The 20,783-nt window shown below is 26.6% G+C and carries 23 protein-coding genes; 10 read left to right on the forward strand and 13 right to left on the reverse strand.

Features of this window, described 5'->3' with window-relative positions:
- Positions 1–3: 3 nt before the first annotated feature.
- From BRE_RS00105 to priA, 6 genes are read left to right on the forward strand one after another with little or no spacing between them, the layout of a single operon-like run.
- On the forward strand, positions 4–996 hold the full coding sequence (locus tag BRE_RS00105) for a YbbR-like domain-containing protein (protein ID WP_012537785.1): 993 nt from the start codon (positions 4–6) through the stop codon (positions 994–996).
- The gene (locus tag BRE_RS00110) at positions 989–1,378 is read left to right on the forward strand and encodes a 4'-phosphopantetheinyl transferase superfamily protein (protein WP_012537786.1); all 390 of its coding nucleotides are present in this window, start codon (positions 989–991) and stop codon (positions 1,376–1,378) included. The genes BRE_RS00105 and BRE_RS00110 overlap by 8 nt, the downstream gene beginning before the upstream one ends.
- A 3-nt stretch (positions 1,379–1,381) precedes the next feature.
- Positions 1,382–2,230, forward strand: a complete 849-nt coding sequence (locus BRE_RS00115; RefSeq protein ID WP_012538596.1) for a DUF2225 domain-containing protein — start codon at positions 1,382–1,384, stop codon at positions 2,228–2,230.
- Positions 2,231–2,968 carry a tRNA pseudouridine(38-40) synthase TruA gene (gene truA, locus BRE_RS00120; RefSeq protein ID WP_012537788.1) on the forward strand — a complete coding sequence of 246 codons (738 nt, stop codon included), beginning with the start codon at positions 2,231–2,233 and terminating at the stop codon, positions 2,966–2,968. It abuts the gene before it with no gap.
- On the forward strand, positions 2,961–3,530 hold the full coding sequence (locus BRE_RS00125) for a uracil-DNA glycosylase family protein (protein ID WP_012537789.1): 570 nt from the start codon (positions 2,961–2,963) through the stop codon (positions 3,528–3,530). The genes truA and BRE_RS00125 overlap by 8 nt, the downstream gene beginning before the upstream one ends.
- The gene (priA, locus tag BRE_RS00130) at positions 3,523–5,499 is read left to right on the forward strand and encodes a replication restart helicase PriA (protein ID WP_012538597.1); all 1,977 of its coding nucleotides are present in this window, start codon (positions 3,523–3,525) and stop codon (positions 5,497–5,499) included. Before BRE_RS00125 ends, priA begins: the two co-directional genes overlap by 8 nt.
- Here the strand turns inward: priA and udk are convergent.
- On the reverse strand, positions 5,496–6,116 hold the full coding sequence (udk, locus tag BRE_RS00135) for a uridine kinase (RefSeq protein ID WP_012537791.1): 621 nt from the start codon (positions 6,114–6,116) through the stop codon (positions 5,496–5,498). The two genes, priA and udk, sit on opposite strands and share 4 nt — an antisense overlap.
- The gene (locus BRE_RS00140; protein ID WP_012537792.1) at positions 6,109–6,498 is read right to left on the reverse strand and encodes a rhodanese-like domain-containing protein; all 390 of its coding nucleotides are present in this window, start codon (positions 6,496–6,498) and stop codon (positions 6,109–6,111) included. Before BRE_RS00140 ends, udk begins: the two co-directional genes overlap by 8 nt.
- A 128-nt stretch (positions 6,499–6,626) precedes the next feature.
- Here BRE_RS00140 and BRE_RS00145 point away from each other — a divergent pair, with 128 nt between their 5' ends.
- On the forward strand, positions 6,627–7,592 hold the full coding sequence (locus BRE_RS00145; RefSeq protein ID WP_012538598.1) for a YitT family protein: 966 nt from the start codon (positions 6,627–6,629) through the stop codon (positions 7,590–7,592).
- Here the strand turns inward: BRE_RS00145 and BRE_RS00150 are convergent.
- The 8 genes from BRE_RS00150 to BRE_RS00185 form a co-directional block, all read right to left on the reverse strand.
- Positions 7,589–8,569 carry an RluA family pseudouridine synthase gene (locus tag BRE_RS00150; protein WP_012538599.1) on the reverse strand — a complete coding sequence of 327 codons (981 nt, stop codon included), beginning with the start codon at positions 8,567–8,569 and terminating at the stop codon, positions 7,589–7,591. The two genes, BRE_RS00145 and BRE_RS00150, sit on opposite strands and share 4 nt — an antisense overlap.
- Positions 8,570–9,076, reverse strand: coding sequence for a hypothetical protein (locus BRE_RS00155; protein WP_012538600.1), 507 nt, complete (start codon positions 9,074–9,076; stop codon positions 8,570–8,572). It abuts the gene before it with no gap.
- A 7-nt stretch (positions 9,077–9,083) separates the two neighbouring features.
- Complete coding sequence (locus tag BRE_RS00160) at positions 9,084–10,748, reverse strand: diphosphate--fructose-6-phosphate 1-phosphotransferase (RefSeq protein WP_012538601.1); 1,665 nt, start codon at positions 10,746–10,748, stop codon at positions 9,084–9,086.
- A gap of 69 nt (positions 10,749–10,817) precedes the next feature.
- Positions 10,818–11,858 carry a tRNA preQ1(34) S-adenosylmethionine ribosyltransferase-isomerase QueA gene (queA, locus tag BRE_RS00165; protein WP_041178067.1) on the reverse strand — a complete coding sequence of 347 codons (1,041 nt, stop codon included), beginning with the start codon at positions 11,856–11,858 and terminating at the stop codon, positions 10,818–10,820.
- Between the two features lies 1 nt (position 11,859).
- Positions 11,860–12,882, reverse strand: a complete 1,023-nt coding sequence (ruvB, locus tag BRE_RS00170) for a Holliday junction branch migration DNA helicase RuvB (protein WP_012538603.1) — start codon at positions 12,880–12,882, stop codon at positions 11,860–11,862.
- 52 nt (positions 12,883–12,934) lie between these two features.
- Positions 12,935–13,525, reverse strand: a complete 591-nt coding sequence (gene ruvA / locus BRE_RS00175) for a Holliday junction branch migration protein RuvA (protein WP_012538604.1) — start codon at positions 13,523–13,525, stop codon at positions 12,935–12,937.
- An 82-nt stretch (positions 13,526–13,607) separates the two neighbouring features.
- Positions 13,608–14,339, reverse strand: coding sequence for a YebC/PmpR family DNA-binding transcriptional regulator (locus tag BRE_RS00180; protein ID WP_012538605.1), 732 nt, complete (start codon positions 14,337–14,339; stop codon positions 13,608–13,610).
- On the reverse strand, positions 14,340–15,245 hold the full coding sequence (locus tag BRE_RS00185) for a bifunctional 5,10-methylenetetrahydrofolate dehydrogenase/5,10-methenyltetrahydrofolate cyclohydrolase (RefSeq protein WP_041178068.1): 906 nt from the start codon (positions 15,243–15,245) through the stop codon (positions 14,340–14,342). It abuts the gene before it with no gap.
- A 164-nt stretch (positions 15,246–15,409) separates the two neighbouring features.
- Between BRE_RS00185 and BRE_RS00190 the strand changes: the two genes are divergently transcribed.
- A complete protein-coding gene (locus BRE_RS00190; RefSeq protein WP_012538607.1) occupies positions 15,410–16,045 on the forward strand; it encodes a BB0027 family outer member beta-barrel protein in 636 nt (211 codons plus the stop codon).
- A gap of 7 nt (positions 16,046–16,052) precedes the next feature.
- Positions 16,053–17,084 carry an outer membrane protein assembly factor BamB gene (gene bamB, locus BRE_RS00195; RefSeq protein WP_012538608.1) on the forward strand — a complete coding sequence of 344 codons (1,032 nt, stop codon included), beginning with the start codon at positions 16,053–16,055 and terminating at the stop codon, positions 17,082–17,084.
- Here bamB and BRE_RS00200 read toward each other — a convergent pair.
- From BRE_RS00200 to lepB (BRE_RS00210), 3 genes are read right to left on the reverse strand one after another with little or no spacing between them, the layout of a single operon-like run.
- Entirely contained in the window at positions 17,070–17,501 is a 432-nt protein-coding gene (locus BRE_RS00200) for a DUF188 domain-containing protein (RefSeq protein ID WP_012538609.1), read from the reverse strand. The two genes, bamB and BRE_RS00200, sit on opposite strands and share 15 nt — an antisense overlap.
- Positions 17,491–18,126: a signal peptidase I gene (gene lepB, locus BRE_RS00205; protein ID WP_012538610.1), complete on the reverse strand. Its 636-nt coding sequence runs from the start codon at positions 18,124–18,126 to the stop codon at positions 17,491–17,493. Before lepB (BRE_RS00205) ends, BRE_RS00200 begins: the two co-directional genes overlap by 11 nt.
- Entirely contained in the window at positions 18,127–19,107 is a 981-nt protein-coding gene (gene lepB, locus BRE_RS00210) for a signal peptidase I (RefSeq protein ID WP_012537806.1), read from the reverse strand. It lies immediately after the preceding gene.
- 201 nt (positions 19,108–19,308) lie between these two features.
- Between lepB (BRE_RS00210) and BRE_RS00215 the strand changes: the two genes are divergently transcribed.
- Positions 19,309–20,781, forward strand: a complete 1,473-nt coding sequence (locus tag BRE_RS00215) for an SUMF1/EgtB/PvdO family nonheme iron enzyme (RefSeq protein WP_012538611.1) — start codon at positions 19,309–19,311, stop codon at positions 20,779–20,781.
- Positions 20,782–20,783: the final 2 nt, after the last annotated feature.

The raw sequence follows: 20,783 nt of genomic DNA on the forward strand, positions 1-20,783 counted from the left end.
ATAATGATGATAACTAAAAAATTTATAAACATAATTAAGTTATTATTTGAAGATTGGCAAAATAAAGCCATTTCTATCCTAATAGCTATTATTATGTTCATCACGTTTTACTTTAACAGCATAGAATCGGTCAATATAGAAAAAAATTTTAATATTTTACTAGAAAATGAAGTCACATTGGGTAAAATGCCTGATTTTAATAAAATATTACTTACAGTCAAAATTAATAAAAAAGATTCAAAATATTTAGATTTTGAACGAATAATTTTATCAGTTGAAGCTAATAACATAAAAGAAGCTGGAGAATATGAATTGCCAATAAAAATTAAAAATTTTAATCCTATTCCTATAGTTGAATATAAACTCTCAAAAAACAAAATCAAGATAAATCTTGATAAAAAAATTTCAAAATTAGTAAAAGTCGAACCCAAGTTCAAATTAATTGAAAAAGAAGGAAAAGGTGAATATTTTATTGCAAAATATAACATAGTACCTGAAAGACTAACAATACATGGCCCTGAAAAAGTAATAAAATCAATAAATACAATTAAAACAAAAATAAAAGAATTTGACACAAACACTGTATTTATTTCTGATCATCTTGAAGTAATATCTCCAGATCAATTAATAACGCTTGAAAAAAACCACGTAATACTTAACATTACCTTAGGTAAAAAATATATACAAACAACAATAACAAAACCTAACTTAATTTTTAATAATCTAAAAAATGGGCTAGAAATAAAAAATAAAGAAAAAATTTTGGATTCAGAAAATGAAATGTTTATCAAAATAAGAAGTGGACTATCAGAAAAAATCACCAAAATGCATATAAATAATAACAATATTAATCTTAACCTCGATTTAAGTAAAATCGAAAATCCCGGAATTTATGATATTAAAACAGACATAATACTTAAAAATAACACTTATGGCATAGAAGTATATGAATATGAACCTAAAACAATACAAGTAGAAATAACTGCCAATGAATAATAAAATGACGAAATCAATAGGATGTGATATAATAAAGGTCATGAGACTTTCTAGTTTTTTAAAAAATAAAAAAAAACTAGAAAGATTTTTTACACAAAGAGAAATTGAAAACTTAAAAATGAAAGGAAAAGGAGTTTTAGAAAGTTTAGCCGGTAAGTTTTCAGCAAAAGAATCATTGCTCAAAGCTTTAAGTCCACTAGTAAATAGTAAAATAAAATATTCACTTAAAGATATTGAAATCATCAGTTTACCAAAAGGTAATGTAACGTTCCAATTGCATAATGATATTAAAAAATTAATCGCAAAAATGAATCTAAAACTGTATTTAACAATTTCGCATGAACGGGAGTATGCTGTTACATTTGTAATAGTAGAAAATTAATATATGAAAAAGATATCATACTTTACAAAAGAAGAAATTGAATGTCCTTTATGTAAACAAAAATTTAGAAAAGAGGAATTATTAACAGGAAGTAGCAGATTAATATCTGGCAAACTCAAAGTTGATTTAAAAAGAGAATATATCACAAATGAAAAGTACGGTGACATCTATCCCAGAATATATTCAATAATAGTATGTCCTAACTGTTATCTCTCAGCTTTCCCAAATGAATTTCACACAATAACACTTATTAATAATAAAACAAAACAACTCCTAATAAACCATACTAATGAACGCAAACAAATAAAAGAAATTTTTGAAGATGACTTAAACTTCAACCAACCAAGAAGACTTCAAGAGGGAGCTGCAAGTTATATCCTTGCAATAATGTGTTATGAACATTTAGACAAAAACCACAATCCAACCCTAAATCAAGCAAAATGTGCAATAAGAGCAGCCTGGACATTAGAAGATCTAGAAAAGAAATATCCAAACAAAAACTATAATTATTTACAAAAAATATTTTATCATAAAGCAGCATATCTTTATAAACTGACAATAGAAAAAGAACAAAATAACTCAGAACCCATTAATTTTGCAATCATTTTTGGTCCTGATACAGACAAAAATTATGGATATGACAGTGTCTTATATTTATCAGGATTATTAGAATATTTTTATGGAAATATAGAAAATAAACAATACAGGTATAACCAGTTAATTGAAATAAAAACCCTTCTGTCTAAAATAGCCGGAATGGGAAAATCATCAAAAGAAAAACCTTCTATCCTCTTAGATAAAATAAAAGAAGTTTATTTTAAGATATCACGTGAAATAAAAACTTTTAAATAAATGAAAAAAATACTTGCAGAAATAGCATATGATGGCTCACTATATCATGGTTTTCAAATTCAACCTACAAAACCAACAATCCAAGGAGAAATAGAAAAAGCATTAGAAAAAATCAATAAAACAAAAGTCAAAATTCAATCAGCAGGTAGAACAGATAAAGGAGTTCACGCAAAAAGACAAATAATATCTTTTTATATAAAAATAAATATTAATCTTAAAAATTTAAAGACAGCAATAAATTCTCTCCTAAAAAATGATATTAGAATAATTAAATTAAAGTATGTATCAAATGAATTTCAACCCAGATTTCATGCCAAGAAAAGAAAATATACCTATTACATACTTAACAATGAAAATCATTATCCTTGGGAAGAATATCAAGCCTACTATGTAAGAAAAAAACTAAATATTAATAGATTAAATACAATGGCTGAAATGTTAATTGGTTTGCATGATTTTACAACCTTTTCATGTATTAGAGATCAAACAAATTCAAAATTAAAAGAAATTTACTTAGCTAAATTTAAGAAAAAAAACAAATTTATCGTCTTTGAAATAATAGGCTCTTCATTTTTATGGAAAATGGTAAGATCAATAGTAGGAACAATGATCGACATAGAAATCAAAAATGAATCTGTTGATACCTTCATAAAAATATTAAAGTCGAAAAACAGAAAATATGCACGAACAACGGCACCTGCAAAAGCTTTATTTTTAGATAGGGTTTTTTATGAATAAAAATAAACTAATAAAAAAAATAATATTATTTAGAATACTGAAAAATAATATATCGGGAAACATTTATTACAACTATAAAGAAGAAATTGAAAAAATTAAAAATACAATAATAAAAGTTAAAAATGTAGATACATTAGAACAAACACATATCAAAGAAAATCAACCAATAAAATCAGTAGAACATAATACAAAACAAACCAATACAAAAAATTTATTAATAATATATATAGATAAAAAACATTTAAATAAAAATACAAATGCAATAATCAAAAAATGGTGTGAAAGCATAAGTATATTAAATTATAAAATAATAAATAATTCTAATACGCTAATTGCAGAGATTGATAATCAACAACCCAAAGCAATTCTTGCTTGCGAAGAAGTAGAATTATTTTTAAATCAAAACTTAAGAATTCAAATTGTTAGAGGATTTGAATTAAAATTTAAAAAAATTCCAATAGTATTTACGCATCTTCCTACAAGTCAAATAAGCAATCCAGAACTCAAAAAAGAAATCTGGCAAGATCTAAAAATGATAAAAGGCATAGTAAAATATGGATGATAACCTGAAACAAAATTTCTACTATGACATTGCATTCAATATACCTATCAATAGACTTTTTCTTTATAAGTACAAACTAACATTAAAAACAGGCACAAGAGTAATAACAAATTTTCATGGAAAAGAAACAATTGGAATAATAATTAAAAGATATTACAAAGAAGAACTAAAAGAAGATTTTACATTTTCAATAAAATATATATTAAAGGTCATTGACGATCATCCAATAATCACAGAACATAATATTAATCTTGCACGTTGGATTAGTAAAAAAACATTTTCTGGATTTGGAGAAACTTTATTTTGTGGATTACCTAAAATTTCAACTTCAAATAAGAAAATAAAAAATAATAAAAGTGAAAGTCCAAAATCCAAAGTATCTATTCAATTAAATGAAGAACAAAATAAAATTTATAAAGACATTATTCAATCAAGTATCCAAAATACATTTTATTTATTTGGTGTTCCGGGTTCTGGAAAAACAGAAATATTTATTAAATTATGCGAAAACTATTTAGAACAAAAAAAACAAATAATTTTTCTCATTCCTGAAATTTCATTAGGTTATCAAATAATTCAAAGACTCAAATCAAGCTTAAGCACAAACAATATTTATGAATATAACTCTAAAGTATCCAATTCAAATAAAATTGCTATATGGAACAAAGTCAAAAATGGAGAAAGTTTAATCATACTTGGAATTAAGAGCGCATTAATGCTACCATTTACAAATTTAGGATTAATAATCATGGATGAAGAACATGAACACACATATAAATCTGAAAACACCCCACGATTTCATTCAAGACATATAGGATTTTTTTTACAAAACACTTTCAATGCCAAATTTATAATGGGAAGTGCAACTCCATCACTTGAGGCATATCTTGCAATGGAGAATAATCAAATTAAAAAGATGATCTTAAAAAATAAATTTTTAACAAAAACATTAAAAGAACTTAAAATAATTGATATGAAAAAAGAACCTCAAATAATATCTTCAGAATTACTTTACAGTATACAAAAAAGTATACTTGAAAAAAGGCAAGCATTAATCTTTATTAATAAAAGAGGATACTCAAACACACTTGAATGTAAAATTTGTGAACACATAATTTGTTGTCCTAACTGTTCTGTTAATCTAACTTATCATCAAAATGAAAATAAACTCATTTGTCATTACTGTAATCATAAAACAAATATAATAAGCACTTGTCCCAAATGTAACTCAAAAGACATTATGTATAAAACATATGGTATTCAATTTGTAGAAAAAGAACTAAAAAAATTTTTGCCAAATGCACGAATAGCAAGAATAGACTCTAATATTAATCAAAAAGAAATTTCTCAATCAATAAATGCATTTGAAAATGAACAGTTAGATATCTTAATTGGAACGCAAATTATTGCCAAAGGTTTTAATTTTAAACAAATTAAAACATTAGGGATTATTAATGCAGATATTGGAATAGATTTTCCTGATTTTAGAAGTAGTGAAAAAATCTTTGCAATAATTTCACAAGTCTTAGGAAGAGCCGCAAGATTTAAAAGTGATAATACAATTATTATTCAAACAAAAAATCCAAATTATTATGCCATAAAATATGCATATGAAGGTAAATACGAAGAATTTTATCAAGAAGAAATAAAAATTCGAAAAGAATTAAATTATCCTCCCTTTAAAAAAATAATCAGAATAGTAGTTAGAAGTCAAAAACAAGAAGCTGCCAAACATAAATGTTCAGAATTTTTCGACATATCTAAAGAATTCTTAAATGACGATATAGAATATATTGGCCCATCAAAGGCCCCCATGTCAAAAATATCCAAATACTACAGATATAACATTTTATATTTATCAAAAACATTTAACCCACTTGAAAAGTTAATACGCAATACAAAAGAAAGAATAAAAAATACAAAAGACATATATATTGAAATAGATTATTATCCTCTTTCACTACTTTAAAAAAATTTTGAACTATCCTTTACAAGTGTCTTTAAAAAAGATGAAAGAACATAAAGAGCTTTATCATTGTGTCCTCCTTCAGGAATAATTAAATCAGCATATTCCTTAGTAGGTTCAATAAACCTGTAATATCCTGCTCTGGTTGTACGTAAATATTGCTCAATAACAGACTCTAATGTACGCCCTCTCTTAGACATATCTCGTTCAAGCCTTCTAATAAATCTAATATCATTAGGAGTATCGATATATATCTTCAAATCTATTAAATTACGTACACGTTCCTCAACAAAAATCATAATACCTTCAACAATAATAATAGGAGTAGGCACTATCTTAATAGTTTCATCTCTTCTTTTATGGTTAATAAAATCATAAAGTGGCATATTAATCGATTGATTTTCTTTTAATTTTTTCAATTGCTTATAAAATAAATTATTATCAAAAGCATCGGGATGATCAAAATTAACATCTAAAAACTCATACTCATAATCCCCAACACTTTTATAATAATTGTCCTGAGATATAAGAACGAATTCAGAAATAACTTCACTAATTTTATTAACAATTGTAGTTTTACCACTTCCAGATCCACCAGATATTCCGATAATCTTAACCATTAATCTCTTCTTTAGAGCCGGGCAATTTAGGCATATTTTTTAATGTTCCTGCTACAAATACATTTTTAAACCCTAACCCTTTTAAAAGCTTCTCAGCTTCAAAAGACTTGCTAAAACTTTTACCATAAATTATTATTTGAGTATCCAAACTACCCAATTTATCTTTTTTTGCAAATAAATTTTTAAAAGGAATATTAATAGCTCTTGTATAATGAGACTTAGTATATTCCTTAGGAGATCTAATATCTAATATTTTTGCACCATTTTTAATTTTTTCTAATAAGGCTATATTTGTTCTCTTCATTTTTAAAATAATAAAAAACCAAATATAAAAAAAGAGAAAAACTATTAAACATATAAGCTTTAAATAACTAACAATCATATCTTTTATAAAACAATAATATCAAAAAAAAAGAAACAATTGCAATAAAAGTGAATTGTTTTTTAGTAAAATTAGTATAAAATTCAGATGAATCAATAATTTTATACTAAAGAGTAAAGTAATAAAAAATGAAGAAAAAAAAGAACAAATGGACTAGAATAAAGCAAAAATTTAAATTTATTATATTAAAAATATTAAGAAAGCAGCTTAAAAATGTCTTTAAAGATCCTAAGCTAATATTAATTAGCACTTTACAAATAATAATGGGCTCACTCTTAATGGCAATATCCACAAACATTTTATACATACCACATGGACTCTTAAGTGGTGGAATTGCGGGAATTTCATTGATGTTACACTATCTTTTAGATTTCAATCTAGGGCTTACAATCTTTATGTTAAATATTCCATTATTTCTTATTGGAATAAAATTTTTAAATATAACTTTTGTAATTCAAAGCTGGATTGCAATGGCTTTATATTCTTTAATAGTCAATTATTCACAATTTTTACAATATAAAATTCAACTAAATGACATGATACTTGTGTCAATTTTAGCAGGTTTAATATCAGGTCTTGGACTTGGCTTAATATTTAAAGCAAAAGGTTCATCGGGCGGTACGGATATAATTTCTATGATAATTAAAGAAAAATATTCAATTAGTATTGGAACTACAAACTTTCTATTTAATCTTGCAGTATTGTTAATTGCAGCAACATTTTTTAATATCGAAATTGCTCTTTATACCCTCATAGCTTCATTTGTAACAGCTATAATGACAGACAAAACAAGTACAGGATTTGGCAACCAAAAAGCAATTCTCATCATCTCAGATAAAGGAAAAGAGATATCCTACTTGCTTACCAATAAATTAAAAGTAGCAGCTACACTACTTGAAGGTAAAGGCGCTTGGGCTGGCAATGACAAAACCATAGTTTTTATAGTAGTTCCAACAATGCGTATGTCTAGAATCAAATATATTTCTCAAAAAATTGACCCCAACTGTTTTATTATAGTCATTAACACAAATGAAATAACTGGTGGGAAAAAAATTATCGAAACAAATACAAATAAAAATGACATTGCAAGTTAAAACTTATCTAAAACAACATTCAAATCTTTAACAAGTAAATCCAATGTTGCATCATCATAAAAATTCGATAAAAAATCAATGAATCTTTTGGGCAATACTGAAATAAACTTCTTTAAAAAACCTTCTTTAATACTAATTTCAAGCTTAAAAGAATGAAGCATCAAAGATATTTCTTTAAATTCTTGATCTAGCCTAGAATAAATATCATCGCCTAATATTGGATGATTTAAATATTTCATATGAACTCTTAATTGATGAGTACGCCCTGTTTTAGGTTGAAGAACTACTAATGAATAATTTTTCATACTAATTAATACTTTATATTCGGTTAACGCTCTCTTTCCACTATTTTTATGCACAGTAAACTTTTTTCTATCATATCTATCTCTATCTATAAAAGTATCAATAATTCCACTATCAACTTTAAAATTACCTTTAACAATCGCAATATAAACCTTTTTAACAGATCTATTCTTAAACTGCTCAAATAAGAAATTTAAAGTTTCCAGATTTTTAGCACAAATCATTACACCAGAAGTCTCTTTATCCAACCTATGCACAATTCCAGGTCTAATTTTATTTTCCTGAAACTTATATCTTAAATTCGATATATGATGTAATAAAAAATTCACAACAGTATTCTCTAAATTTGATATACCAAGATGACTTAAAATCCCTTGAGGTTTTTCTATAACAATGACATTTATGTCCTCATAAAGAATATTAATGGGCAAATTTAAGGGTACCAAATATTCTCCTAAATCAATACTTTCATTAAATTCTATTAATATTCTATCATTTATAAAAACGGGCTTAGATAATTTAATTGCACTAAAATAACCATCATTAAATTTAAATGCTTTTAATTCCCTCTTTTTAATCTGACTTCTATTAAAAAGACACAAATGTTCTGATAAATAAATATCTAATCTTTGAGAATTATGCTTTACAATAAACTCTTTTTTAAGTTTTTCCATCTAAGAATAAATCAAGCTATCAATCAAAGCAATAATTAATGATATTGCAAGTCCAACTGACGTAGAAACTACAAATTTTTTAAAATTTTCATCTTTAGAAAGTTTAAAATTAATCGCAAAAGGATATGGGAAACTTTTTGCACCAGTGCTATTAAAATAATAAGATAAATCAAAACAATACAAACCTAAAAACAAAGCTATAGGAAAAGCACCAATACTTATTGCTGAAAACCTAAAAACTTTTTTACCCCAATTAGAATTAATAGTTTTTTCTATATTTAAATCCTTATTTTCCTGAATATCTTTATAAAAAAAATCATCGTTAAATTGAAACTTATCAAAAATTTCATTACCAAAATTAGTATTATTTTCGCTGAAATAAATTTCATTCTCCAGCGAAAATTTTTGACTTAAATTTAAATATTCAAAATCTAATTTAGTATAACCTAAAGAATTTGAATAAAGGATAAAAATATTGCAAATAAAAAGCAAAAATATAATCATCATTAATAATTCATGTTTCCAATTCTAACTTCAATGTTAAAGTTATCTCATCAACAAGTTCAGATGCACCAAAATATTGAATAGGCCCTGGAAAAACATATAAATTATTGATTGCCCATTGTTCACGATGCTTCACAAATTCATTAAAAGGTGCTCCATTTAAATCAACAAGAGCTTTTTTAATAACAGGTTTTAAAACACCATATCTCTCCTCCATATTCATCATCATTGTTATAGGCACCCCACCTGCAATCCATTCAGTAGAATTTTTATTTAAATTTTTAATAGTAGACATATAGCCTGTAAAACCATTTAAAACAAGCAATGCAGCATTATAACCCAAACTATAACAATAATCACTATCAAAATTTGAAGGAGTAACACTTCTACCCTCATAACCAAAAAAATGATCAATTGGAGAAAATTTACCACTATATTCACCAAGATTTCTTAACTCTTCTAATCTAACACTAACCATTTCCATAAATAACTTCTCAGTAGGCACTCGAGACACATGAAAATTACCATGAGGATCTATCTCTAAAACAGAATTTACAAGTTCAATTTGAATAAATAATGGCAAAGACACATAAACTTTTTTCATATACTCACTAAGCTTAGAGATAAAAACTTTTCTTATATCCTTAACATCTAATCCCTTAAATTCCTCTTCATTACTATCAAAGATACTACACAATTCAATCATCAAAGATTTAACTTCAGGAATAAATTCAATAACTCCTTCAGGAATTATAATAACACCAAAATTATACCCTTTCAATGAACGCTTTATAACAACAGACGCTATATCTTCAACAATTTCTGATAAAGTTTTATTTTTTGCCAAAACTTCTTCAGATATAATACAAATATTAGGATGCGTCTTTAAAGCACACTCAAGAGCAACATGAGACGCACTTCTTCCCATTATCTTTATAAAATGCCAATATTTTCCAGCAGACATAGCATCACGACATAAATTACCTACCATTTCAGAATAAGTTTTAGTAGCAGAATCAAATCCAAATGAAATTTGAATATGCTCATTCCTCAAATCAGCATCAATTGTTTTAGGGACACCAATAACTTGAATATCATGATGTTTTTTCTTAAAAAACTCTGCTAATAAAGCGGCATTAGTATTTGAATCATCGCCACCAATAATAATAAGAGCATTAAGATTATTTTTAAGAACTACTGACAAAACTTGCTCATATTGAACATAGGTTTCTATTTTAGTGCGACCAGAAGATACAATATCAAAACCACCTGTGTTCTTATAAGCATCTATTAGATCTTGTGTAATTTCAATTTTTTTATCATCTAACAAACCTGCAGGACCACCTTTAAAACCAAAAATTTTTGAATTTGAATTAGATTTTTTTATTGCATCAAAAATACCAGCAACAACATTATGTCCTCCAGGAGCAGGCCCACCTGAAAGAATTATTCCTACATTTAAAATTTTTGTAAAATCTACATTCGAAGAACCTTGAATAAAATTAACAACCGGAAGTCCATAAGTATTTTCAAAAACTTCTCTTAACTCATCTTTATTTCCAAGAGCATCTGTCTTGTCACCAAAAACTACACTAATGTTTTGAAAATCATTTGTTAAAATTTTTGGCAACCTTGGAACATACTTATATCTTTCCTTTTGCAAAATTGAAATCATATATCTTCTCCTTTCAAGATGTATCTAAATTATTATTAAGTAAATACTAAAATAATTAATCATTAATATCTATATATGACTTAAAAATAAAGTAGCATCACCATAAGAAAAAAATCTGTAATTCATTGTAACAGCTTCTCTATAAGCATCAAATACGAAATCTTTACCACCAAAAGAAGAGACTAACATTAAAAGTGTCGATTCTGGTGTATGAAAATTTGTAAAAAGCATATCAACAGATTTAAATTTATAATTTTTACCTGGATAAATAAAAAGATTGGTTTTCTGTTCACCTCTAGTAAACCTCCCCTTTTGTTTATCATAAGCAGATTCCAATGCCCTAAGAGTAGTAGTCCCAACAGCTAAAATTTTTTTACCTAAAGACTTAGCCCTCTCAAGCCTACAAGCTACAGAATCTCTTATTGAAAAACTTTCAAAATGCATTTTATGTTTTTCTATTGTTTTGGTCCTAACGGGAAGAAAAGTCCCAAGTCCAACATGAAGTGTAATAAAATCATATTCAATATTATTCTGAGCAAATTTAGAAAATAATTCTTCACTAAAATGTAAACCCGCTGTAGCTGATGCTGATGAACCAATATATTTTGAATAAATAGTCTGATAACGATCTTCATCCTCTTTATCATAATCTCTTTTAATATAAGGGGGCAAAGGAATAAACCCATACTGTTCAAAATAAGATTCATCCACATATCTATTAAATTTAATCGTAAATTCATTATCTAATTTTGAAATTATCTGAGCTGACAAATCCTGAGGAAATCTATACACTTTACCAACTTTTTGTCTTTTAGCCTTAGAAATTAAAGACGTAAATGTATCTCCTGTCAATCTATTTAAAATTAAAAACTCAACATTACCATCATAATCTGTCTTAGCATATATCCTCGATTTCCTTACTCTTGAATCATTAAATACTAAAAAAGTATTGCTGCCAATATACTTTAAAATATCATTTACTGAATCAGTATGATAAATTTTTTGACAAATAGAATCCAAAACCATTAATTTTGCCAAACCTCTTCTTTCACTTGGATACTGTGCTATTAAGTGATGTGGTAAATCAAAATAAAATTCCTTAGTCTCCATACTACCTACTAATATCAAAAATGGTTTGATTATTCTTGTTTAAATTTAAATGCAAATACGCAAAATCAGTAGCTCTGCGTCCTCTATTAGTTCTCTCAATGAAACCCCTTAAAATAAGATAAGGTTCATAAAAATCTTCAAGAGAATCTGCTGTCTCTCCAACAGCAATTGCTAAGGTTTCAATTCCAACAGGACCACCTCTAAATTTTAATATCAAATTTTTCAAAATATTCCTATCTTGTTCATCAAGTCCCTCATGATCAATTTTCAACATCTCAAGTCCAGCAGTCACAACATCTTCTGTAATTAAATCATAACCACCAACCTGAGCAAAATCTCTCATTCTCCTTAAAAGTTTATTTGCCATACGAGGAGTTCCTCTTGAACTTTTTGCAAGAAGCAAGGCAGCTTTATCATTCAATTTAACATTTAAAATAAAAGCACTTCTTTTTATAATTTTTGAAAGCTCATCCTCATTATAAAGATCAAATCTAAATACAATTCCAAATCTTGCATACAAGGGTGACGCTACTTTTCCTGGCTTTGTAGTAGCCCCAATTAAAGTAAACTTAGGAATTGACATTCTTACAGTCCTTGCAACAGCACCTTGGCCAACTATACAATCTATCTTATAATCTTCCATTGCAATATAAAGCATTTCCTCTATTGCAGGTTTAAGTCTATGTATTTCATCAATAAATAAAACACTCTTATCATTAAGGGTCATTAAAATTCCAACAATATCTTTTGGTTTCTCAAAAGCTGGTGCTGAAGTTATTTTAATCGTAGTATTCATTTCAAGGGCAATAATACTAGCCAAAGTAGTCTTTCCAAGTCCCGGAGGACCACTTAAAAACACATGATCAAGCGCCTCATTCCTGTCTCTAGATGCTTTGATGAAAATATCTAAATTATCTTTAATATGAGATTGCCCTGAAAAATCTTTAAGAAATTCTGGTCTAAGATCATCTTCATTATTGTCATAAAGAAAATTTTTTTCAGAATTTAAAAAGCCCAAATCCACTTAAATTTCACCCTTTTTACTCAAAATTAATCATATACCTCTAAAATAAAATCTAAACTGAAAGTCTTTTTAAAGTCTCTGTAAATAAAAATTGTTCTTGTTCGGCTTCTTTTAAAATTAAAAATTTATCACTAAGCATAATTTCTCTAAACGCAACTACAACCAATTTTCTATCAAAACCCATATTCACAATTGATTGTTCAAGCTCTTTAAATTTCAACATATACGAACTTGATTCATCACCCTTTACAAGTTTACCTCTAAGTTTTAAAAATATTTTCCCTGCTATTTTATTTCCAATACCTTTAACCTTAGAAATAAGATTAATATCTTCTTTTGCAATAGCAAGCCGAAATGCATCATATTTAATTCCAGATAATATTTTCAAAGCCGCTTTTGGTCCTATTCCATCAACACCAATTAAATTTTCAAAAACTTCCCGTTCTGATATATTTAAAAATCCAAAAAGCTTAACATCATCATCTCTAAAATGAAAATAGGTTAATATTTCAACATCTTCTAACAACCTCAATTCCATTTTACAAAAAGAACTAACTAAAATCTCAAATTCAAACGGAAAAGCTAAAATGATAATACTAGATTCTTTTTTATCTACAATCTTACCATAAATTTTATTAATCATAGAACTAAATTATAATTCATAAAAATTCAAGCTTATCTTATTTATAAAAATAAAAGCAAAATAAAAAAACTTTAACACTATACTAACAAATATCATCAACAATTTCTAAATTATGATAAACTTCTTGTACATCATCACAATCTTCCAATTTTTCAATAATAGCAAGTACTTTATCCATTTGTTCTTTATCTAAAGCAACTTTACTCTCAGGAACAAGTGCAACCTCTGCAATATCCTCTTCAAACTTAGTTCGCAAAATAGATGAAACGGATTCAAAATTATCAGCACTCGTTATTACTTCTACTTGAGAACCTTCACTATAAATATCTTCTGCACCTGCTTCCAATGCAAGCTCTATTATTTCATCCTCATGATATTTATCTAAATTGTAAGAAATCAATCCCTTTTTATGAAACATATAAGAAACAGAACCTGGAGCTCCAAGAGAACCCCCACTTTTTGAGAGAACACTTCTCACTTCACTTGCTGTCCTATTCTTATTATCCGTCAAACATTTAATTATTAAAGCCACACCATAAAGAGCATAGGCTTCATAAGTAAGTTTAAAATATTCAGATCCCATATTATCACCAATGCCCTTTTTTATTGCCTTTTCAATATTATCCTTAGGCATATTAGCAACTCTAGCCTTATTAACAGCAAGTCTCAAGCGAGGATTAGAATCAATATCTCCTCCTCCCATTCTAGCGGCAATACTTATTTCACGAATTAACTTAGTAAAAATCTTATTTCTCTTAGCATCAAGAGTACCTTTCTTTCTCTTTATAGTTGACCATTTACTGTGACCAGACATTCAAACCTCCACCAATTTCATCAATTTTTCTAAAAGATCAAACTTCTTACGCCTAATTAAATAGGCTTTAATTGTATTAAACATCAACATAAGAACTGTAACAGGCCCAACTCCCCCTATTACAGGAGTAATGAACCTAACACGATCCTTTACTGCCTCAAAATCAACATCACCTACAAGAACACTACTATTATTAACATCTACTCTAGAAATACCAATATCAATAACATAAGGATGTCCAACTATCATACTAGCATCTATTAATTTAGGTTTTCCAACAGCAGAAATAATAACATCTGCTTGTTTTACATAAAAATCTAAATTGACAGTTTTACTATGACAAACAATAACAGTTGCATTATAAGGCTTACAAGAGAGCAAAATAGAAATAGCTCTCCCAACAAGCAAGCTTCTACCAATAACAACAACAGTTTTGCCAGAAATTTCTATTTTATAATCAAATAAAATTTTCAATATAGCAAGAGCCGTACAAGGAATAAACCCTCTCTTATCTCCCGAAACTAATTTACCCAAATTCACAAAAGAAAGTCCATCTACATCCTTTATACTTAATATGCTATTTAAAATCATATTCACATCTATTTTATTAGCAAGTGGCAACTGAACAATAATCCCATCAGTATAATCATTTGTATTTTCAATCTCAATTAAACGCAAAATGTCATCTTGATGCAAATTCTCACTCAACCTAATAACATTAAAGTTAATACCAATTTCTTTAGATACTCTCTCCTTAACAGAAACATAAAGTTCACTTGCAGGACTATTATTTGCCAAAATTACTTTAAGAGAAATTTTACTTACTAAATTATGATAGATCAAGAACTCTTTTAACAACAAATAATATCGATTTGCAAAAATTTTACCATCAAAAACACTGCTCACATAAGCCCTCCCCTCCACCAATCTAGTTTGAAGCATTATCCATTATACTATATTTGTACTTTAAGTATAAACATGAATAAATGCATATAAAAATTAATTGTAATAAAAACTATTTTTCAATATAATAACTTTTAAAAGAAAGAATTTTTAAAATATGGAGAATAATGAAAAAAATTTTTTTAACGGGGTTTATTTTAGTATTATTGTTACACATAAATACAAAAAAGCTAGAAGCATATTCAATCGACAGAAATGGGAACTCCATTATAGAAGTAGATTTAAGTCTAGGAATTCCCCTATTTTACAATGATCTATCAAACATTTTCTCTTCAAACTTGTATCCCGGTGGCCTTGGAGCAGCCAAATATAAATACCACATATTAAACAACCTGTCTATAGGAGCAGAACTTAGATATATATTTAATTTTGACATCAATCACTCATTTAATTTATTAAACCCTGATTCTGTAATAGGCAAAACACTTACCATAGTACCTATTACATTCCTAACAACTTACGTATTTGACATAGGTGAACTTTTTCAAATACCCATATTTTCAAACATAGGACTTACTTTAAATTATTATGGAGACAAAAGTGATAGTATTTCAAATTTAAGAACATTCGATACAATGCCTGTAATATCTATTGGTTCTGGAATTTTCTGGAATTTTAATTACAAATGGGCTTTAGGAGTTACAACTTCATGGTGGGCAATGTTTGAATTTGGAAATTCAGCTAAAACTGCCCATTTTTTACTAATATCACTCTCAATAATAGTAAATATGAATAAATTATAGGTAAATTATGAATAAAAAAAACTTCAAAAAATTAATTATAATAATATTAACATTTTTAAACCTAGAATGCTCAAGTGAATCTATCTTTTCTCAACTTAGCAAATTACAAAAAATTAATAGTAACAATAACATTTTAGATAGCTCAAGTCCAAGTGGTATTTCATTAATAAACAATACTCTTTATATTGCAGCCATGCATCTATTTAAAAAGGAAAACGGAAATATAACAAGAGTAAATTTTAGCAATTCTTATGAATTTGTGATCGATCTCGTCAATGTGTCAGGAACAACATATTTGTTAGTACAAAATAAAAATGGACAATTAGAACTATATTCTTTTGAAAATAATAATTGGAAACTTCTATTCCAAAAAAATGTAACTCCAATTAAATTTCTAAAATCTATAAGTATAAGCGAAATTACCGCAGCTTATATCCTGGCAATAGAAAACAATGGCAAACAAATTATTCTAGATACAAATGGAAATAATCAAACTCCCAATTCTGCAACTCATAATGACAAGTTTTATCAAATTTCAAATAGCAATAAATCAATTACGGGAAGATTTGCTAAAATTTGGAAATTAAATAGTAGCGAAGTTACAAAAGTTAATACAACAAATGAAATAATGGCAATAATAGACACAAATATTCGCGGTTCGCAAGAAACTTTAGTATTCACTGGAAGAAATACTGACTCAACAGACAATAAATTTGAAATATATTCAAATAAAGACAATTATAAATTTCCAATATTCAATCGTGATAACATAGGAGAATTTATTGCATACTTTGCAAGAGAATTCCATGACATAATACTGATTGGAAGTAGTAATGGATTTGTAGAACTTATTAAAGATAAGGATACTTTTATCTTACAACCACCCTCACAATCTGTATTGTCAGGTTCTTACAATGGCTCGCAATTAAGTAAAACCAGACTTAATGATATCATACCTATATCAAAAGAAATAATTTATATATTAACACAAGGAAAAGGACTATGGAAAATCGAAAATAAAAAGTTAATTAAAGAATAAACGATGAAAATTCATTGTAAAATTTGAATATTTAATTTTATTAGTTTCCTTATAAAAAGATTTTCTAATTTTAATATCTAAGTTAACATTTAATTTAGCTCTAAAGTGCAAATAACTTATATTGTTTCTATCAAAAATTTGACCCTCATCATTCATAACTTTAATTTGACAATCTAATAAGCTTTTAACAAATAATATATCTCTAGTAATCACCATACTATTTTTATCAACTAATTCCAAAATAAAAGAATCAACATCACTTACAACTTTAACAAAAGTATTTTTGCATATCTTTAATTTTAGCTTCCTATTTGCAACCAAAATAAGTTCTACATTTCTACTTAACACAAAATTTTGCAAAAATTTTATTATTTCCAAATTACAAGAATCAGCATCAACAAAAATTTTATTTAACAACCTTATAACCCATTATTTTCAGCAATAAAAAAGATAAAATATCAGCCTGTCCCACAGGACCAAATACTCTAGAATCATTTAGTATTTCTAAATTTTCATTTAAAAGAAAAAATTCATTTTTTTTTAAAGAATAACATTTAATTACTTCATCAAAACCAAAGAAATCATTTAATTTATAACCTATCATCAAATTACCATTCAAATAATAAGAATTATTAACTTGTCTATATACTAAAACATCAAAACCCTTAACGTATACTAAATCTCCCCAAGTAGCAACTATTTTTGCAATCTTATAACTACCTATATTGAAAATATTATTTAAAAAAAATAAATCTCTCAAAAATTTAAAAATAAAATTGTATCTTAAATTTGGATCTTCATAAATAACAATATCATTTAATGTTAACGGAATAAAAAAAGTACGTATATGTTTTGAAACAAAAACTAAAGTATTGTTTTTTGTTATCAAAGAAAACATCTCATCACCTTGAAAAGTAAAAATTTGTAAAACAAATTTTGTAACAAAATAATTAGATAGCAAAAATAACAAAATAATTTTAAAAAAAATTTTTCTTCTTTGTTTTCTTAAAAGTCTCTGTTCAAAAGTTAAATAACCGGGCATTTAAATTAAACCTATTCTAGAGAAAGGAAAATACATAAAAAACGCTCTACCAAGAATTTTCTTTTTATCTATAACACCAAAAAACCTTCCATCATAAGAATTGTCTCTATTATCCCCAACAGGTAACACATACCCATAAGGCACATATATTCCATAATCTCTCATTATTGCCTTCTCCATGTAATAATCAACATATGGCATAAAAGCTACTAAATAACGATATTCAAGTCTTTCAATTTCAAATCTATCAATTTCTCTAAGATTAAAAAATGAAAAATCAGATACATTTTCTAAGTTAACATTTAATTGATTTAACGCAATAAACATAGCAAGATTATCATAAACCTTATAATCCACCTCTTCTACATTTTTCTTAACAGTAAAATTATATCCCAATGAAGACTTATAAATATCTTCTTCTATAAATTCTTCCTCACCTTCCCTCTTTACAAACACTAATCCATTCCTAAATCTTACAAGTTTACCATCTGCAAATAATGCTCTTTTTACAAGAAATCTAACACTAGGATTTCCATCCTCATCCTTATCAAGATCGACAAAACTAAAAGTTAGCATATAAAGCAATCTATGCAAAATATCAAAAAAAAGCCCTTTTGATTTATATTCTACATTTTCAAAAATCACAATCTCTGATTCATCTGGTTCCTTTATTCCAACTATCTTACACAATCCCGGCAAAAGTTCAGGACCATAAGAAAACTTATCCACAAACAATAAATCTCCAATCTGCAAAGTATTTTCCATCGAACCTGATGGAATTCTATACGCCTGTAAAAAATATTGATTTATTCCTAAAACAAAAATCGAAGCACCTAAAAGCTCAAGCAAAAAGTTAAGCATAAAACCTCGTTTTTTAGCTCTCAATTTATAAAAATATTTTTTTTGTTTTCTATAAGTTAGATATCTCTCAACAATTCTCACTAAAAAGTTAGCAAAATTATCCAATTTTTCTAAAAACATAAATTTGTCCTCAAACCTAAATTATACATAAAATCAAAAATTATCAATATAGCCAATAACATCTTATATTTAAATAATTAAAGAAAACAAAATCTAAAATTCAATACAAATTATCATGTACTATATTTCTTCACAATTAATACACGCAAAGAAATATAGTAATATTGAATTTCTTTTAATACTTTTCTATAATCACTATGTATGCTCAAAGAGAATGATAGTCTTAATGTCACTAAAGAACAACCACTCACAGTAGAACTAAAACCAATATTGGGAATAACTCCAAAAGTTTATGTTTTCTTTACAATGATTATCCTTCCTATAATATTATTACTTGGTTTCATCATAAATGCTAAATTAAATAATCCTGGAGTATATTTAAAAATAAAAACCAATATTAAAAATTCATATGTTTACATAGATGAAAAATATATTGGCAAAACTCCTCTAAACAAATACGTAAACTTTAATAAAGGAACTTTAAAAATTAAAAGATTTGGATTTGAAACTTACGAAACAAAAATTGATATCAAAAATAAATTTTTTGCAAATTATAAGCTAAATGTTAATTTAAAACTAATAGCTCCTGAAAAGATCATTGCAAAAAGGCAAAAAGAACTCTCAGTTATGACAAAAATTAAAAATGCTGATGATAACATAAAATTAATTCCAGTATTTTCACTAATTATGAATGATTTACAAAATAACTCAGAATATATCAAAAAATTTTTTCAAACCTCCATTCCACATATACATTCTAATATAATGTTTCAAGACTTTATATCGGCATACAAAACCATATACTCAATCAATGATAATAACAATAAAGAAATATGGACATCTTTAAAACAAAATTTTAATCTAGAAGATAGGGCTATTATTTGGTTTTTTGAAAATTTAGACCCAGAACAACAAAAACAAGTATTTCACGAAGAATGGTTTAAAACATTTATAGAAAAATTAAAAAATGAAAATAAAATATTAAGTTTTGAAAATCAAAATATAAATTTATCTCTAAATAACTTCAAAAAAATAATATCTCAAAACATTGATAGCATCAAAAATTATAAATTACATTCACAAGATTTAATATTAAAGACTACATATAAATTAAAAGAATTCCTAATCCAGAACAAAAATATTACTAAAGCTGAATATCAAAATTTTTTAGACAAAAATCCTAAATGGGCATTAAATAATAAAAATAACCTTATAAAAGAAGAACTTGTAGATGAAAGTTATCTTAAAACTTTCAATCAAATGCCTTCAAATGAAGATATCACACACATATCTTACTACGCAGCAATAGAATATGCTAAATGGTACTCTTCAACCTTACCTAAAGGATTTAAAGCAAGACTTCCTATATCTCAAGAATGGGAATTATATCAAAAAGAAGTCCCACAATCTATAGACAATTTAAATATAAATGAAGTATCTAAAAAAATTGGATTTTGGAATTTGATGCAAAACTCAAGCTTTAATGAAGTTATATTATTCCAAAACAAAAATGACATATATTCTGAAAACCATAATTTCAATTCACTAATCACAGAGCTTAGAACTTACACTTATACTAATAATTCAACGCTTAAACCTTTAACACAAGCTTCTTTTTTAAAATATTGGTGTTCTCCTAACATTGGATTTAGGCTGGTTATTGAAAAGGAATAAAT

It is taken from the genome of Borrelia recurrentis A1 (assembly GCF_000019705.1).
Classification (GTDB): Bacteria; Spirochaetota; Spirochaetia; order Borreliales; family Borreliaceae; genus Borrelia; species Borrelia duttonii.

Coding starts and splice junctions, on each gene's coding strand:
- udk (WP_012537791.1), bottom strand. CDS start 6,116: ATGGTTAAGATTATCGGAATATCTGGTGGATCTGGAAGTGGTAAAACT.
- BRE_RS00190 (WP_012538607.1), top strand. CDS start 15,410: ATGAAAAAAATTTTTTTAACGGGGTTTATTTTAGTATTATTGTTACAC.
- ruvA (WP_012538604.1), bottom strand. CDS start 13,525: ATGATTAATAAAATTTATGGTAAGATTGTAGATAAAAAAGAATCTAGT.
- BRE_RS00180 (WP_012538605.1), bottom strand. CDS start 14,339: ATGTCTGGTCACAGTAAATGGTCAACTATAAAGAGAAAGAAAGGTACT.
- queA (WP_041178067.1), bottom strand. CDS start 11,858: ATGGAGACTAAGGAATTTTATTTTGATTTACCACATCACTTAATAGCA.
- BRE_RS00155 (WP_012538600.1), bottom strand. CDS start 9,076: ATGATGATTATATTTTTGCTTTTTATTTGCAATATTTTTATCCTTTAT.
- lepB (WP_012537806.1), bottom strand. CDS start 19,107: ATGTTTTTAGAAAAATTGGATAATTTTGCTAACTTTTTAGTGAGAATT.
- lepB (WP_012538610.1), bottom strand. CDS start 18,126: ATGCCCGGTTATTTAACTTTTGAACAGAGACTTTTAAGAAAACAAAGA.
- BRE_RS00140 (WP_012537792.1), bottom strand. CDS start 6,498: ATGATTGTTAGTTATTTAAAGCTTATATGTTTAATAGTTTTTCTCTTT.
- BRE_RS00160 (WP_012538601.1), bottom strand. CDS start 10,748: ATGATTTCAATTTTGCAAAAGGAAAGATATAAGTATGTTCCAAGGTTG.
- BRE_RS00105 (WP_012537785.1), top strand. CDS start 4: ATGATGATAACTAAAAAATTTATAAACATAATTAAGTTATTATTTGAA.
- BRE_RS00145 (WP_012538598.1), top strand. CDS start 6,627: ATGAAGAAAAAAAAGAACAAATGGACTAGAATAAAGCAAAAATTTAAA.
- BRE_RS00110 (WP_012537786.1), top strand. CDS start 989: ATGAATAATAAAATGACGAAATCAATAGGATGTGATATAATAAAGGTC.
- BRE_RS00115 (WP_012538596.1), top strand. CDS start 1,382: ATGAAAAAGATATCATACTTTACAAAAGAAGAAATTGAATGTCCTTTA.
- BRE_RS00125 (WP_012537789.1), top strand. CDS start 2,961: ATGAATAAAAATAAACTAATAAAAAAAATAATATTATTTAGAATACTG.
- bamB (WP_012538608.1), top strand. CDS start 16,053: ATGAATAAAAAAAACTTCAAAAAATTAATTATAATAATATTAACATTT.
- priA (WP_012538597.1), top strand. CDS start 3,523: ATGGATGATAACCTGAAACAAAATTTCTACTATGACATTGCATTCAAT.
- BRE_RS00150 (WP_012538599.1), bottom strand. CDS start 8,569: ATGGAAAAACTTAAAAAAGAGTTTATTGTAAAGCATAATTCTCAAAGA.
- BRE_RS00215 (WP_012538611.1), top strand. CDS start 19,309: ATGCTCAAAGAGAATGATAGTCTTAATGTCACTAAAGAACAACCACTC.
- truA (WP_012537788.1), top strand. CDS start 2,231: ATGAAAAAAATACTTGCAGAAATAGCATATGATGGCTCACTATATCAT.